This is a genomic window from Rhodopseudomonas sp. BR0G17 (genome assembly GCF_010907025.1).
GTDB classification, from domain to species: Bacteria; Pseudomonadota; Alphaproteobacteria; order Rhizobiales; family Xanthobacteraceae; genus Rhodopseudomonas; species Rhodopseudomonas palustris_H.
This window is the reverse complement of the sequence record NZ_QUML01000001.1, coordinates 220,957-236,456: the sequence shown is the minus strand read 5'-3', so window position 1 is coordinate 236,456 and position 15,500 is coordinate 220,957. Positions and strand designations below refer to the sequence as shown.

10 protein-coding genes are annotated in these 15,500 nt (G+C 66.5%); 5 read left to right on the top strand and 5 right to left on the bottom strand.

Features of this window, described 5'->3' with window-relative positions:
* Positions 1–10: 10 nt before the first annotated feature.
* Together glmS and DY467_RS01155 are read left to right on the top strand one after the other, a co-directional pair.
* Complete coding sequence (gene glmS, locus DY467_RS01160; protein WP_164633712.1) at positions 11–1,837, top strand: glutamine--fructose-6-phosphate transaminase (isomerizing); 1,827 nt, start codon at positions 11–13, stop codon at positions 1,835–1,837.
* A 274-nt stretch (positions 1,838–2,111) separates the two neighbouring features.
* Entirely contained in the window at positions 2,112–2,906 is a 795-nt protein-coding gene (locus tag DY467_RS01155; RefSeq protein ID WP_164633711.1) for a DUF502 domain-containing protein, read from the top strand.
* 90 nt (positions 2,907–2,996) lie between these two features.
* Here the strand turns inward: DY467_RS01155 and DY467_RS01150 are convergent, their stop codons facing one another.
* Positions 2,997–3,875, bottom strand: a complete 879-nt coding sequence (locus DY467_RS01150) for a LysR family transcriptional regulator (protein WP_164633710.1) — start codon at positions 3,873–3,875, stop codon at positions 2,997–2,999.
* 106 nt (positions 3,876–3,981) lie between these two features.
* Between DY467_RS01150 and DY467_RS01145 the strand changes: the two genes are divergently transcribed.
* Positions 3,982–4,500 carry a phenolic acid decarboxylase gene (locus tag DY467_RS01145; RefSeq protein ID WP_164633709.1) on the top strand — a complete coding sequence of 173 codons (519 nt, stop codon included), beginning with the start codon at positions 3,982–3,984 and terminating at the stop codon, positions 4,498–4,500.
* A gap of 98 nt (positions 4,501–4,598) precedes the next feature.
* On the opposite strand, the gene recG is transcribed toward DY467_RS01145, so the two are convergent.
* Positions 4,599–6,701 carry an ATP-dependent DNA helicase RecG gene (recG, locus tag DY467_RS01140; protein WP_164633708.1) on the bottom strand — a complete coding sequence of 701 codons (2,103 nt, stop codon included), beginning with the start codon at positions 6,699–6,701 and terminating at the stop codon, positions 4,599–4,601.
* 153 nt (positions 6,702–6,854) lie between these two features.
* Here recG and DY467_RS01135 point away from each other — a divergent pair, with 153 nt between their 5' ends.
* Positions 6,855–7,145, top strand: a complete 291-nt coding sequence (locus DY467_RS01135; protein ID WP_013502545.1) for an FAD assembly factor SdhE — start codon at positions 6,855–6,857, stop codon at positions 7,143–7,145.
* Positions 7,142–10,660 (top strand): transcription-repair coupling factor, encoded by a 3,519-nt coding sequence (gene mfd, locus DY467_RS01130; RefSeq protein WP_164633707.1) that lies wholly within the window; start codon positions 7,142–7,144, stop codon positions 10,658–10,660. Before DY467_RS01135 ends, mfd begins: the two co-directional genes overlap by 4 nt.
* Positions 10,661–10,777: 117 nt before the next feature.
* Here the strand turns inward: mfd and DY467_RS01125 are convergent, their stop codons facing one another.
* From DY467_RS01125 to DY467_RS01115, 3 genes are read right to left on the bottom strand one after another with little or no spacing between them, the layout of a single operon-like run.
* Positions 10,778–12,010, bottom strand: coding sequence for a GGDEF domain-containing protein (locus tag DY467_RS01125; RefSeq protein ID WP_164633706.1), 1,233 nt, complete (start codon positions 12,008–12,010; stop codon positions 10,778–10,780).
* A gap of 48 nt (positions 12,011–12,058) precedes the next feature.
* Positions 12,059–13,594: an AMP-binding protein gene (locus tag DY467_RS01120; protein WP_164633705.1), complete on the bottom strand. Its 1,536-nt coding sequence runs from the start codon at positions 13,592–13,594 to the stop codon at positions 12,059–12,061.
* A gap of 4 nt (positions 13,595–13,598) precedes the next feature.
* A complete protein-coding gene (locus DY467_RS01115; protein ID WP_164633704.1) occupies positions 13,599–15,479 on the bottom strand; it encodes an extracellular solute-binding protein in 1,881 nt (626 codons plus the stop codon).
* Positions 15,480–15,500 lie beyond the last annotated feature (21 nt).

The window sequence follows — 15,500 nt, the reverse complement described above, 5'->3', positions numbered from 1 at the left end:
ATTCAACCGCATGTGCGGCATCATCGGAATTCTGGGACGTGGACCGGTTGCGGAGCAGCTGGTCGATTCGCTGAAGCGGCTCGAGTACCGAGGTTATGACTCGGCCGGGGTCGCAACGCTCGAAGACGGCGAGCTCGTGCGCCGCCGGGCCGAAGGCAAGTTGAAGAATCTCGAAGCGGTGTTGAAGCGGCAGCCATTGGCCGGCCATGTCGGGATCGGCCACACCCGGTGGGCGACACACGGCAAGCCCAACGAGGCCAATGCGCACCCGCATGCGGCGTCTGGCGTTGCGGTCGTGCATAACGGCATCATCGAGAACTTCCGCGAGCTGCGTGACGAGCTCGAAGGTGGCGGTGCGACCTTCGCCAGCGAGACCGACACCGAAGTGGTGGCGCATCTGGTCAACTCGTTCCTGTCCAAGGGGCTGTCGCCGCAGGACGCGGTGAAGGCGGCGTTGCCGCGGCTGCGCGGCGCGTTTGCACTGGCCTTCGTGTTCAAGGGCTATGACGATCTGATGATCGGCGCCCGCAAGGGCTCGCCGCTGGCGATCGGCTATGGCGATGGCGAGATGTATCTCGGCTCGGACGCGATCGCGCTGGCGCCGCTCACCGATGACATCAGCTATCTCGACGACGGCGATTGGGTGGTGCTGACCCACAACAGCGCCGAAGTCCGCGATGCCAAGGGCGACGTCGTCAAGCGCGACGTGATGAAGTCGGGCGCCTCGTCGTTTGTGGTCGACAAGGCCAACTATCGCCACTTCATGGCCAAGGAGATCCACGAGCAGCCGGAAGTCGTCGGCCACACGCTGGCGCGCTATCTCGACATGGCGAGCGAGCGGATCGCGCTGCCGATGAAGCTGCCGTTCGACTTCAAGGATGTGCAGCATCTGTCGATCACCGCTTGCGGCACGGCGAACTACGCCGGCTATGTCGCCAAGTACTGGTTCGAACGTTTTGCGCGGCTGCCGGTCGAGATCGATATCGCGTCGGAATTCCGCTACCGCGAGGCGCCGCTGCGCAGCGGCGATCTGGCGGTCTTCATCTCGCAGTCGGGCGAAACCGCCGACACGCTGGCGGCGCTGCGCTACGCCAAGGAGCAGGGGCTGCACACGCTGTCGGTGGTCAACGTGCCGACCTCGACCATTGCCCGCGAGAGCGAAGTGGTGATGCCGACCCTGGCTGGCCCCGAGATCGGCGTCGCCTCGACCAAGGCGTTCACCTGCCAGCTCACTGCGCTGGCGGCGCTGGCGATCGCGGCGGGACGGGCGTGCGGTACCTTGACCGATGACGACGAAGCCAAGCTGGTGCACGGCCTGATCGAATTGCCCCGCCTGATGGCTGCGGCGCTGACCCACGAGCCGCAGATCGAGCGGCTGGCGCGCGACATCTCCAAAGCCCAGGACGTGCTCTATCTCGGCCGCGGCACGTCGTATCCACTGGCGCTGGAAGGCGCGCTGAAGCTGAAGGAAATCTCCTACATCCACGCCGAGGGCTATGCCGCCGGCGAGCTGAAGCACGGCCCGATCGCGCTGATCGACGAGAAGATGCCGGTGGTGGTGATCGCGCCTTACGACCGGGTGTTTGAGAAGACCGTCTCCAACATGCAGGAGGTCGCGGCCCGCGGCGGCCGGATCATCCTGATGACCGACGCCAAGGGCGCCGAGGAGGCGACGGTCGAGTCGATGGTGACGATCGTGATGCCCGACATGCCTTCGGCGTTCACCCCGATGGTCTATGCCATCCCGGTGCAACTGCTCGCCTATCACACCGCCGTGGTGATGGGCACCGACGTCGACCAGCCTCGAAATCTGGCGAAGTCGGTCACGGTGGAATAGGGCGTTCACACGCCCAGCGGCCCCTCGGCGCGAAACGTTCGCAGCGATCTGCCGAGGCATCCGGCAAGTTGTCGCGGCCGGCCGGCTGTCCACACCCGGCCGGTTGTTGGCGGCTGCCGAAGCCCTTATATCTGGCGGCGTTGGCAGAACGCCGAAGTGGCGCGATTGAGCCTGGCCGGGTCGGATCGATCGCTTATCCCCAGGGCGCTCTGCTACAGTGAACCTCGCGTCGGGGCTTCGGCCGCGACATCCGTAGCACCGACCTGGACTGCCGATGACCGACCAGCTTCCGACCCCGACCGGTGATCTTCCGCCGGACCCGCCGCGCGGCGTGATGGGGCGTCTCCGCAATTACTTCCTGACCGGCCTGATCGTGGCAGGCCCGGTGGCGATCACGTTCTACCTGACCTGGTGGTTCGTGAATTGGGTCGACGGCTTCGTGCGCCCGTTGGTTCCGCCGGATTACCGCCCGGAGACCTATCTGCCGTTCGCTGTGCCGGGCTCCGGCCTGGTCGTGGCCTTCGTCGCTCTGACTTTGCTCGGTTTCCTCACCGCCAACCTGATCGGCCGCAGCCTGGTCGATCTCGGCGAGCGGCTGCTCGGCCGGATGCCGGTGGTGCGGGCGATCTACCGCGGCCTGAAGCAGGTGTTCGAGACGCTGTTCTCGGGCAACGGCAACAGCCTTCGAAAAGTGGGCCTGGTCGAGTTCCCACAGCCGGGGATGTGGTCGATCGTGCTGATCTCGCTGCCGCCGAACCAGGAAGTCGCGACCAAGATTCCGAACAAGGACGAGCACATCTCGGTGTTCCTGCCGTGCGCGCCGAACCCGACCACCGGCTTCTTCTTCTACGTGCCGAAGAGCAAGGTGATCCCGGTCGACATGAGCGCCGAGGAAGCCGCGACGCTGATCATGTCGGCGGGCGTGGTGCAGCCGGGGTCCGATCCGCAGAAGAAGATCGCCGCACTGGCGGCAACTGCGCTGGCCGCCAAGAAGGTTCGCGAACCCGGCGAGCCGGAATCGGCCTTCTCGCGCCGCCGCGTCACCAAGGCGCCCGACAAGGTCGATTAAGCTGGCGTCCGATGGATGGGGTGACTGCGCGTTCGGGGCGCGTCAAGGTGAGCAGATCGCCTTAATGATACCTCGGTCGCAGGACTGCGGTCACTCCGCGTGCATGATCAACGCCTCGGCGAGAAACAAGACCGCGCCGTCGGCGGAGTCGTGATCGGCAAGGCAGAGGTCCAGCGGGATGCGCCTTTCTCCGCCTTCGCTCAATAACAGCTCGACCAGATCGCCGCGTTCCAGGTCGTCTTGGATCGAATGACGAGGCAGCCAGCTGTAGCCGAGCCCCTCGCGGACGACGCCGAGCACGGAGTCGATCGTGCTCATGTGCCAGGCTTTGCCGCCGGTTTGCCCCTTCGTGGGAGCTGACAATTCGAGATCCCGAATCTCGATCCGTAAGTGTCTTGCCAAGGTCGCCCGGCTGATCGGGCGGGTGCGATGCGCGAGGGGATGGCCTTTCGCGGCGACGGCAATGAGGTCGACATCCGCTACGCGTTTGCCATACCGCGCGCCAATCACTGGCTGGGCGATCGCGATGTCGTAAGTTCTGTCGGTCGGCTCCGGCATCGGCAGGCGGACCGCTTCACGGAGACGAACATCGACATGCTGATGGACCCCGGCCAGACGGCGTAAGGCGGCCAGCAGCCTTGGTTTGGGGAAGACGCTGTCGACCAAAAGCCGGAGCGCTACGCGCTCGCCATGCCCCACAGCCGACGCCCTTTGTTCGATGCGCAGAAAATCGTCGATGAGGGGTTCGACTTCGGCCAGAAGCGCTCGGCCCGCCTCCGTGAGGACAGCTCGGCGGCCTTCGATTTGAAGAAGCTGAACGCCCGCCGCGTGCTGCAGGTTGGTGATGGCGTAGCTGATCGACGATTGACTCCGATGCAGCGTCTCGGCCGCTTGCCCGTAGGAGCCGAGTTCGACGACCGCTCTCAATATGGCCCATTGCTCGACCGTCGTTTTCGGAACCTGGGCCATGGCCGTCTCCATAATTCGAAATATTCGATCATAATGCACCGAAATGAAGATTTTTCATTCGATTTTTCAGATGCAATGATCCGGCAGATGCAAACAGGAGTACGTTATGTCTCAGGTCAGTGAATCCCTTCATCCCGCCGAACTGGTCGATTTCGTCGGGAGCCATTTGATTTACACGTATGACAATGGCTGGCAGTACGAGCTCTACGTGAAGAACGAGAACACGATCGATTACCGGATTCACAGCGGTATGGTCGGCGGACGTTGGGTGCGCGACCAGTTCGCCCACATCGTCCGGCTGGGCGAGGGCATCTACAAGATTTCCTGGGACGAACCGACGGGAACTTGCGTCAGCGTTGCCGTCAATCTGCCCGAGCGCAAACTGCACGGCGTGATCTTCTTCCCGGACTGGATCGCGCGAGATCCCAAGAAGACGGTTTGTTTTCAGAACGATCATCTCGATGCGATGCGCGCCTATCGAGATGCCGGACCGACCTATCCCAAGCTGGTGATCGACGAATTCGCCACGATTACCTTCATGGAGCGGCGTGACCGCGACGATCAAAGCGTTATCGACTGCCCGCCGGAGAAATTGCCGTCCGGCTATGCCGATCGCCGCAACTGAACAACTGAACCTATGACGCCGGCGCTCGATTCTGATTTTCGTAATCGGGTCGAGCATCGTGCACGCGGGGTTGCTCACCCAACTCCCGAGATGGCCCTCTAACCGGCTCCCAGCAGCGGGATCGCTTCGTCGCGTTCGTAGAGATACAGCAGGCAGCGTAGCGCCTCGCCGGACGGGCCTTCGAGCTTGGGATTGTCTTTCAGGATCCGCAGCGCTTCGTCGCGTGCCTGGGTGATGAGCTGGGCGTGGACTTCGGAGCGGGCGATCCGGTAGCCGGGCAGTCCGCTCTGCCGTGTGCCGAGCACGTCGCCTTCGCCGCGCAGCTTGAGGTCCTCTTCGGCGATCCGGAAACCGTCGGTGGTGTCGCGGATTACGCGCAGGCGCGCCGCCGACAGCTCGCCCAGCGGCTCGCGATACAGTAGCAAGCACGTCGAGGCCTCGCTGCCACGGCCGACCCGGCCGCGCAGCTGATGCAGCTGTGCCAGGCCGAACCGTTCGGCGTTTTCGATCACCATGATGGTGGCTTCGGGCACGTCGACACCGACCTCGACCACCGTGGTCGCGACCAGCACGCTGATCTCGCCGCGCGCGAACTGGCCCATCACGAGGTCCTTGTCGCTGCCGCGCATCCGTCCATGCACCAAGCCGACCTGATGATCGCCGAACCGTTGCCGCAGCGACTCGAAGCGTTGCTCGGCGTCGGTGAGTTTGACGTTCTCGGATTCTTCGACCAGCGGGCAGATCCAGTACACGCGCTTGCCGGCGGCGATCGCGCGGCCGATGCCGTCGATCACTTCCGGCAGCCGCGTATCGGACAGCGTGCGGGTGTCGATCGGCTGGCGGCCGGCGGGCTTCTCGCGGAGTTCCGAAACGTCCATGTCGCCGAAGTAAGTCAGCACCAGCGTGCGCGGAATCGGCGTTGCGCTGAGCACCAGCACGTCGACATCGGCGCCCTTGCTGGTCAGCGCCAGGCGCTCGCGCACGCCGAAACGGTGCTGTTCGTCGACGACCGCCAGCGCCAGAGATTTGTAGATCACGTCGTCCTGGATCAGCGCGTGGGTGCCGACCAAAAAATCGATCTCGCCGCTTTCGAGCCGCGCCAAGATCTCGCGGCGCTCTTTGCCTTTCTCGCGGCCGGTGAGGATCGCGACCTGCATCCCGGCGCGTTCGGCCAGCGGCGCGATGGTCTTGATGTGCTGGCGGGCGAGGATTTCCGTCGGCGCCATCAGCGCCGCCTGCTTGCCGGCCTCGGCGACCGCCGCAGCGGCCAGCAGCGCCACCACGGTCTTGCCGCTTCCGACGTCGCCCTGCAGCAGCCGCAGCATCCGCACCGGCTGGCGCAGATCTTCGGCGATCGCCGCCGCGGCCTGCTGCTGTGAGGCGGTGAGTGCATAAGGCAACGCGTCGATGATCTTGTGGCGCAGCCGACCGTCGCCGGCGTTGCGGCTGCCGGCCGGGCGGCGGAGCTGCGCCCGCACCAGCGCGAGCGCTAGCTGCCCGGCGAGCAGTTCGTCATAGGCGAGCCGCGACCAATACGGTCCATCGGGCAGAATGTCGGTCGGCTGATCCGGGATGTGGACGTGCTTCAGCGCTTCGGCGAAAGAGGGAAACCGGCAGCGCCGCAGCACCTCGGGGCTGATCCATTCCGGCAGCGCCGGCAGCTTGGTCAGCGCCTGCGCCACCGCCCGGCGCAGCGAGCCGATCGCCAGCCCCTCGGTCAGCGGATAGACCGGATCGATCTGCGGCAACTTGGCGAAGGCTTCTTCGTCGACGACGCGGTCGGGATGCACGATCTGGAGCGTGCCGTCGTAGAGCTGGCCGGTGCCGGAGACGTAGCGCTTGGCGCCGACCGGCAGCAGCTTCTGCACATAGTCCGGCTTGGCGCGGAAAAACGTCAGCACCACGTCGCCGGTGTCGTCGCTGGCATAGACCAGATACGGCGCGCGCGAGCGGCCCGGCGGGGGCGCGCGGTGGCGATCGACCGTCACCTCCAGCGTCACCACCGTTCCCGGCACGGCGTCACGAATCTTCGGCCGGGCGCGCCGGTCGATCACGCTGCTCGGCAGATGCAGCAGCAGATCGGCCAGTCGCGGGGTATCGTCGCGATCCAGCAGATAGCGGAACAGCTTGTCCTGTTTCGGTCCGACGCCGGTCAGGCTGGTGACCGGGGCGAACAGCGGATTGAGCAGAGCAGGGCGCATCGAACCAAGCGGGTGGATGGGCGGTTGCCCGCAGGGTTGGCTGCATTTGCGGCCGATTGCAATGCGCCAGTGCGGGCTGACAGCGGCGATCCCGGTCGCTATATCAGGGCCGCCCGGCACGTCCGGGCTTTTGGCGTTGAGGTGGATTTCGACATGACGGGCACCACACGGTCGAGCGGCGGGCTCGACGACCGCCGCAAGCGGCTTCTGTTCCGCTGCTGGCATCGCGGCACACGCGAGATGGATCTGATTCTCGGCCAGTTCGCCGACGCCGAGATCGGCACGCTGTCGGAGGCGGAGCTCGACGAGCTGGAGCGGCTGATCGAGGTCAACGACCACGATCTCTATGCCGCGGTCGCCGGCGGCGACACGCTGCCAGCCGAGTTCAAGGGCGGTCTGTTCGAACGGATCAAGACCTACGGCCATCAGGACGGCGCCGTATGAAGACTCCGAGCAGGTCACCAGCGGAACAGCTTACGCCCGGCAAGGCGCTGACCTTCGCCAACGTCGCCGAAGGCGCCGAGGGGCTGATCATCGCCGATCTGGCCCGCGCGGTCGCGGCCAAGCCCAAGGCGCCCGCTGTCAGCCTGACGGTGATCTGCCGCGATGGTCCGCGGATGCAGCAGCTCGCGCGCAGCCTGGAGTTCTTCGCGCCCGACCTCGAGGTGCTGCAGTTTCCGGCCTGGGACTGCCAACCCTATGACCGCGTTTCGCCGCACGCCGGCATCCTGGCGCAGCGCGTCACCACGCTGGCGAAGCTGTCGCGCCTGACCGGCAGCGACAAGCCGCTGATCGTGCTGACCACGGTCAACGCCGCCGTGCAGCGGGTGCCGGTGCGCGAGATCATCGCCGCGCAGGCGCTGTCGGTGGCTCCCGGCAACGTCGTGCCGATGGACTCGATCGTCGCCTGGCTCGAACACAACGGCTACAGCCGCGCCTCCACGGTGCGCGAAGCCGGCGAATACGCGGTGCGCGGCGGCATTCTCGATCTGTTTCCGGCCGGCCTCGACCAGCCGGTACGATTCGACTTCTTCGGCGACCAGCTCGAATCGATCCGCACCTTCGACGCCGAGACCCAGCGCACGCTGCACACCATGCGCGGCCTGGACCTGGTGCCGGTGTCGGAATTCCAGCTCGTCACCGAGACCATCCGCCGCTTCCGCATGGGCTACGTCGCCGCGTTCGGCGCACCGCATCCGGACGACCAGCTGTACGCCGCGGTCAGCGAAGGCCGCCGCCATCCCGGCATGGAGCACTGGCTGCCGCTGTTCCAGGAGCGGATGGACACGCTGTTCGATTACCTGAAGGGAACGCCGGTCGCGATCGAGCCGCAGAGCGAAGACGCCGCGCGCGAGCGCTTCAAGCAGATTGCCGACTACTACGACGCCCGGCGCGAAGCGATGGAGCAGCCCGGCTCCGGCGCGATCTACAAGCCGCTGCCGCCGGATCGGCTGTATCTCACCGACAGTGAATGGACCGCGCGACTCGAAGGTGTTGCCCTGGCGCGGCTGACGCCGTTCGCGCTACCGGACGACACCAGCGACGTGATCGATGCCGGTGCCCGTGCCGGCCGCAACTTCGCGCCGGAGCGCGCGGACGCCAACGTCAACGTGTTCGAGACGCTGGTGGCGCACGTCTATGCCCTGCAGGCTGCGCGCAAGAAGGTGGTAATCGCGCTGTGGAGCGAAGGCTCGCGCGACCGCATGGCGAGCATGCTGAAGGACCACAAGCTGGTCGCGCTCACCAGCGTCAATTCCTGGCGCACCGTGCAGGCGACGCCGCGCAACGAAACCATGCTGGCGGTGGTCGGCCTGGAGTCCGGCTTCGAGACCGACGCGTTTGCGGTAATCACCGAGCAGGATGTTCTCGGCGACCGCCTGGTGCGGCAACGCAAGGCCAGCAAGAAGCTCGACAACTTCATCTCCGAAGTCACCAGCCTGTCGACCGGCGACATCGTGGTGCATGTCGAGCACGGCATCGGCCGTTTTGTCGGGCTGCAGACGCTCGAAGTCGGCGGCGCGCCGCACGACTGCGTCGAACTGCACTACGCCAATGACACCAAGCTGTTCCTGCCGGTCGAGAACATCGAACTGCTGTCGCGCTACGGCTCCGACGGCACCACGGTCGAACTCGACAAGCTCGGCGGCTCGGGCTGGCAGGCGCGCAAGGCCAAGCTGAAGAACCGTATCCGGCAGATCGCCGGCGAACTGATCAAGGTCGCCGCCGAACGACATCTGCGGGAGGCGCCGAAGCTGCCGGTGCAGCCGCAGCTCTATGACGAGTTCTGCGCGCGCTTCCCCTACGACGAAACCGAGGACCAGCTCGCCGCGATCAACGCGGCACTCGGCGATCTGGAGAAGGGCACGCCGATGGACCGTCTGGTCTGCGGCGACGTCGGTTTCGGCAAGACCGAGGTGGCGCTGCGCGCGGCTTTCGCGGTGGCGCTCGACGGCAAGCAGGTCGCGGTCGTGGTCCCGACCACGCTACTGGCGCGGCAGCACGCCAAGACCTTCACCGAGCGGTTCCGTGGCTTCCCGGTGAATGTCGGCCAAGCCTCGCGGCTGGTCTCGACCAAGGAGCTGTCGCAGGTCAAGAAGGGCATCGCGGACGGCACGCTCGACATCGTCGTCGGCACCCACGCGCTGCTCGGCAAGTCGATCAAGTTCAAGGATCTCGGCCTCGTCATCGTAGACGAGGAGCAGCACTTCGGCGTGACCCACAAGGAGAAGCTGAAGCAGCTGCGCTCCGAGGTCCACGTGCTGACGCTGAGCGCGACGCCGATCCCGCGCACGCTGCAGCTCGCCATGACCGGCGTGCGCGACCTGTCGATCATTGCCTCGCCGCCGGTCGATCGCCTCGCGGTGCGAACCTTCGTGGCACCGCATGATCCGTTGATGATCCGCGAAGCGCTGCTGCGCGAGCGCTATCGCGGCGGTCAGGCGTTCTACGTTGTGCCGCGGATCGACGATCTCGCCGAGGTGAAGGACTTCCTCGACAAGCACGTGCCGGAGATGAAGGTCGCGGTCGCCCACGGCCAGATGCCGCCGGCGGTGATCGAGGACATCATGTCGGCGTTCTACGACGGCAAGTTCGACATCCTGCTGTCGACCACGATCGTCGAATCCGGCCTGGACATCCCGAACGCGAACACGCTGATCGTGCACCGCGCCGACATGTTCGGTCTGGCGCAATTGTATCAGCTCCGTGGTCGCGTCGGCCGGTCCAAGCTGCGCGCCTATGCGCTGTTCACGCTGCCGCAGCACAACATCACCGCGCAGGCGGAGCGCCGGCTCAAGGTGCTGCAATCGCTGGAAACGCTCGGGGCCGGCTTCCAGCTCGCCTCGCACGACCTCGACATCCGCGGCGCCGGCAATCTGCTCGGCGAGGAGCAGTCCGGCCACATCAAGGAAGTCGGCTTCGAGCTGTATCAGCAGATGCTGGAGGAGGCGATCACCAACCTCAAGGCCGGCATCGTCGACGAGCCGGTCGCCGACCGCTGGTCGCCGCAGATCACCATCGGCATGCCGGTGCTGATCCCGGAGGACTTCGTCGCCGATCTTGCGGTGCGGCTGTCGCTGTATCGCCGGCTCGCCGATCTCGACACCGACGAGGAGATCGAGAACTTCGCCGCCGAGCTGCGCGACCGCTTCGGTCCACTGCCCGACGAGGTCCGCTATCTGTTCAAGATCGCGGCCATCAAGGCGTATTGCCGCCGCGCCAATGTCGAGAAGGTCGACGCCGGTCCGAAGGGCGTCGTCATCAGCTTCCGCGACAACGCCTTCGCGCAACCGGACAAGCTGGTATTCTTCATCAAGCGTCACGGCGAAGCCGCCAAGGTGCGGCCCGACATGAAGGTGGTGTTCTTCCAGGTCTGGGAGACGCCGGAAGAGCGGCTGATGGGGACAACCGATATCCTCAAGCAGCTCGCCGACCTCGCCGAGAACCGCAAGGCGGCGTGATTTCGCCTCCGCGTCATTGCGAGGCGCGCAGCGCCGAAGCAATCCAGAAGCTCCGTACACCGGACTGTGGATTGCTTCGCTGCGCTCGCAATGACTGGGATCGTCTTGGCTGGACGCCTACGACGCCGCGCGGCGGCGGTCCTGCTGCACGACGCGGGTCAGGATGGCGCGGGCGGATTCGTCCGGCATCAGGGTCGCGACGCTGACGTCGGGATCGATCCGGGCCTCGCGCCTTGCGCTGTGGGCGGTCTGCTTGATCACGCTGCTGAGGCGCCGCGCGATCGCCTGGGCGTTGCGCAGGTCGGTCGCCGCAAACACCACCAGCAGCGTGCCATCTGTTTGCAGCGTGCCGAAATCCATCTTGCGCATCAGCCGGCTGACGATCCGTGCGGCGTCGTTCACCGCTCGGCGATCGGCGCGGTGCAGGACGAAGCGCGCGACCGACAGGCCTTCGCCGCGAGTCTGCGCCTGATACACGGCGGTCGCAAAATCGCGCTCGAACGCCGCCTCGGTGAGGAGGCCGGTGCGGGGATCGAGCAGCCCGCCGGCATCGAGCGAAGCCAGCGTGCGGGTGAGCCGGGCCTCGAAGGCGTGCTGGCGTACCAGCGGCAGCGCGGCGCCGACGATCCGTGCCGGATCGCCATCGACGAATTCGAGATTGGGCAGCTCGAAGCTGCTGTGCGGCGCCGGCACACCGACCACGATCGGCAGATGCCGGAACCGGGTATCTTCCGACAGCACGGTCAAGAAGGCATCGACCACGCGCGAGCTGAAGCCTTCGGCCAGCACGATGCCGTCGAGATCGCGGGCGTTGAGATGCTTGGCGGCGGCTTCGATCGACAGCGCGCCGACCACCCCGACGCGTTCTCCGAGCGCGACCGACAGCGCCGGATAGGCGGCGCCGCGGCCGATCAGCAGCACGGTCGCGTCCTGCAGCGGATCGTGGTCGGCGAGTTCTGTGAGGCCACTCGGATCGGTCAGGCGCCGCATCGCCGTGGCGTGCAGCGTCCGCACCCGCAGCGCGGCCCGCAGCCGGGGCGCCAGATGGATCAGTTCGCGCGGATCGGCGCTGAACGGCATGACGTTGTCGGGCAGGCCGCCATCGGCGCCGATCGCGATCAGCGGCACGTAGGGCTGCAGCAAGCCGATCTGGCGGGCGAGTGTCTCGAGGGAGCCGGCGGGCGCACCGCCATCTGCGACCACGGCCGACGGGCGCAGCCGGCCGACCGCTTCGCCAGCCTCCGGCCACGATGAGGCGAGCACTGGAAACAGTTTGGCGTCCGTCAGTGCTGCGAGGGTCGGCGAGCTTTCATCGTCGGTTACGACGAGGATAGGCGCGTGGTACGACATTCCAAGAACGGCTCCCCCGGTCGAGGCGGAAACCGTAAGCCGTCGCTGTTAATGCGGCGTCAACGTCGATGCGCGGTTTTCATCGACCTTCGGAGCGTCGCGGAAGGCCTCGACCATCAAAGGGTTTAGGCCGAGTTCTGCAAGTGCTTCACGAGCTCTGGAATTGTCCTGTGCGCGGCCTGCGAGTCGATAGCCGCTGAGCCGGTCCGGCAGCGCGGTGAGCAGCGCGCCCTGGCCGAGCCGCTTCGCCCATTCCTGCAGGTCCTGGGCGAGGAAGCGATAGCCGCCGACCGCCATCACCCCGGCAGGTGGAGCGGTGATGCAGATCGAGCCGGTGGCACGGTCGAGTCGGGCCGCGTAGCCGGTGTCGACGTAGTCCGGCGGCGGCGCCATCGGGATCGAACTGTTGAGCGGCGGCAGCGGCGCATAGGCGGCGAGTGTCACCATCGGACCGCGCAGCCCGAGCGTGCCTTTCGGCGTGATCAGGATTTCGCCAGCGGTCGAACCGCCGGCATGATCGCGAGGTGCAGTGTGCGGCCCCGGCATGATCGCAGCCGGAGTACCTTCCGCCGTGCGTTGGGCGCCGAACAATCCGGCTTCGCCGAACAGATAGATGTCGGTGAAGTGGGCCGGAGCGCCGATCCAGTTCGGGCTGGAGGCGACCTGCTCGGGTGCGCGCCAGAGCCCCACCACGCTGCGTAGCGACGGAGCCTGCGCTGTCAGTCCGGCTTCGCCGAGGCGGAGAGCAAGCGGCGCCGGTGCGACCAGGGCCTGACAGCCGAGGTCGACGATCTGCCGCTCCAGCACCGCGTCATCGAACGGGTGGTGCAGGGCCAGCGTGCCGCCGCTGAGCAGCCACGTCACCATCGACGAGGCCAGCCCGGCGAACGTCGCCGGCGTCTGCGCCGACAGCAGCACCGCGCCCTGCGGGATCGCGCTTTCGAGGAAGACAACCAGGCCGCCTGCGATCAGATGCAAATGGCTGCGCGGGATCGCCCGGACGCCGTCGCCGGTGGTATCGAACGAGATCACCGCGGCACGGCGGGCTTCCTGCGGTCCCGGCGCCGGCGGCAATGCGGTGGGGTCTTCCATCGCGGCATCGAGCGAGGCCATGCCCTCGGGCAGGTCATCGCCGAAGCCGCAGACATGGCGGATTGAGAACGCTTCGGCCGCGGCGTTCATGGCCAGATCGGAGTGGCTGACGCCGTCGATCCAGCGCGTCGACACGATCGCCCGTGCACCGGTGCGGTTCAGCGCGGCGGTGAGATCGGCGTGGCGCCAGAGCTGCGGCAGCAACGCGACGACGAGACCGGCGCGATGCGCCGCCAGCACCGTTAGCGCGAATTCGATGGTGTTCGGCAGTTGCACCGCGATCACCGAATTGCTCGGCAGCCCGGCGGTGACGAAATGCGCGGCCAGCGCCGAGATCGCGCGGTCGGCCTCGGCATAGGTCATGCGCCGCGGCGGCTGCCCGGTGATGCGCTGCTTGTCCGGCGGATCGATCAGCGCGATCGCATCCGGCTGACGGGCGAGGGTGCGGCGAAACAGTCCGTCGAGCGTCGGCGAGGTGTTGGGCGGGCTCACGGGATCACCTCTGCGGCGGTTGCTGCGGCGGCGGCCGATACCACCATGTTTCGGGAAGATAACCCGTCAGGGCGGTGGCCTTCGGACGTTCTAAACGATTCCAGCGCGCGATCCATTGCTCACGCACGCTGTACACAGGGACCACGTAGAACCCCGAGATCAGGACGCGGTCGAGCGCGCGCACGGCGTCGACGAAATCGGTGCGGCCGCGGGCACGTAGCAACGCGGCAATCATCGCGTCGATCGCCGGATCCTTGGCGCCCATGTAGTTGCGGGTGCCCGGCGTGTCGGCGGCGTCGCTCCCCCAATAGAACGACTGCTCGTTGCCGGGCGACAGTGACTGGTCCCAGCGGTTCGGGATCATGTCGAAGTCGTAGGCGAGGCGGCGCTGATCGAACTGCACGGCATCCACGGTGCGGACCGACACGGTAATGCCGGCGCGCTTGAGGTCGCGGGCGAACGCCAGTGCGATCCGCTCCTGCTCCCGCGTCGTCACGAGAAGCTCGAAGGTGAGGGGCTGGCGGGTGTCGCGCTTGCGCAGCACGGTGCCGTCGAGCTGGTAGCCGGCCTGCTCCAGCAGATCGAGCGCCCGGCGCAGGCCGGCGCGGTCGCGGCCCGAACCGTCGCTCGCCGGCAGCCTGAAACTGCCGTCCAGGATGTCGGCGCGGAGCCGTGGCAGATATGGCTGGAGCAGCTTGCGCTCGCCGTCATCAGCCGCGCGGCCATAGGCCGACAGCTCCGAGCCGCCGAAGAACCCCGCGGTGCGGGTGTAGAGGCCGAAGAAGTAGTTGCGATTGATCCACTCGAAGTCGAACAGGTTGAGCAGCGCCTCGCGCACCCGAACATCGGCGAACACCGGACGGCGGGTGTTGAACACCAGGGTGTCGGTCGGCTCCGGCGTGCCCGGCTTGATCGCGTCGCGGATCACGTCGCCATGCCGTGCGGCGGGGAAGTCATAGCCTTCGCTCCAACGCAGCGGATCGGTCTCGACGCGGAAGTCGTAGAGCCCGCGCTTGAACGCCTCGAACTGTGCATTGGACTCGCGGAAGTAATCGATCCGCACCTCGTCGAAGTTCCATAGGCCGCGGTTGATCGGTAGGTCGCGGCCCCAATAGTTCGGGTCGCGCGTCAGGGTGACGCTGGTACCGGCCTGAACATTGGTGACACGGTAGGGGCCCGAGCCGAGCGGCGGTTTCAGGGAGGTCTCTTCGAAGCTGTCGGGATCGACCGCGTGGCGCGGAAGCACCGGCATCAGGCCGAGGATCAGCGGCAGCTCGCGGTCCGGCGCGCCGCCGAAATCGAACCGGACGGTGAGGGGATCGAGCGCCTCGGCGCTGGCGACCTTGCCGTAATACAGGCGGAGGTTCGGCCGGCCCTTGTCGCGGAGTAGCTTCCAGGAGAACAGCACGTCCTCGGCGGTGACCGGCTTGCCGTCGGAAAACCGGGCGCGCGGATCGATCCGGAATGTGACGTAGCTGCGAATGTCGTCGGATTCGACCGAGCGCGCGAGCAGGCCGTACAAGGTGAACGGCTCGTCGTGGCCACGCGCCAGCAGACTCTCGATCACATAACCGCGCATCTGCTGGACGGCGATGCCTTTGACGATCAGCGGGTTGAGACTGTCGAACGCGCCGACGACGCTGGCGATCATCCGGCCGCCCTTGGGGGCGTCCGGGTTGACGTAGGGCATCGCGGTAAAGTCGGCCGGCTGCGCGGGCTTGCCGTGCATGGCGATCGCATGGCTGACGATCGCAGGTGCGGGAGTGCCGGCCGGCTCGGCGCCTGCCGTCGTGACGCCGGTCAGGCAGCCCGTGCCGATCGCGAGCGCGGCGGCGAGGGCCTTGATTCGGCGGATGAAGCGGTGCTTTGATTCGTCGCGTCCCACGCCGGGATTTTTACCACATTA

Coding starts and splice junctions, on each gene's coding strand:
- DY467_RS01150 (WP_164633710.1), bottom strand. CDS start 3,875: ATGGCCCAGGTTCCGAAAACGACGGTCGAGCAATGGGCCATATTGAGA.
- DY467_RS01145 (WP_164633709.1), top strand. CDS start 3,982: ATGTCTCAGGTCAGTGAATCCCTTCATCCCGCCGAACTGGTCGATTTC.
- DY467_RS01125 (WP_164633706.1), bottom strand. CDS start 12,010: ATGTCGTACCACGCGCCTATCCTCGTCGTAACCGACGATGAAAGCTCG.
- mfd (WP_164633707.1), top strand. CDS start 7,142: ATGAAGACTCCGAGCAGGTCACCAGCGGAACAGCTTACGCCCGGCAAG.
- DY467_RS01155 (WP_164633711.1), top strand. CDS start 2,112: ATGACCGACCAGCTTCCGACCCCGACCGGTGATCTTCCGCCGGACCCG.
- recG (WP_164633708.1), bottom strand. CDS start 6,701: ATGCGCCCTGCTCTGCTCAATCCGCTGTTCGCCCCGGTCACCAGCCTG.
- DY467_RS01135 (WP_013502545.1), top strand. CDS start 6,855: ATGACGGGCACCACACGGTCGAGCGGCGGGCTCGACGACCGCCGCAAG.
- glmS (WP_164633712.1), top strand. CDS start 11: ATGTGCGGCATCATCGGAATTCTGGGACGTGGACCGGTTGCGGAGCAG.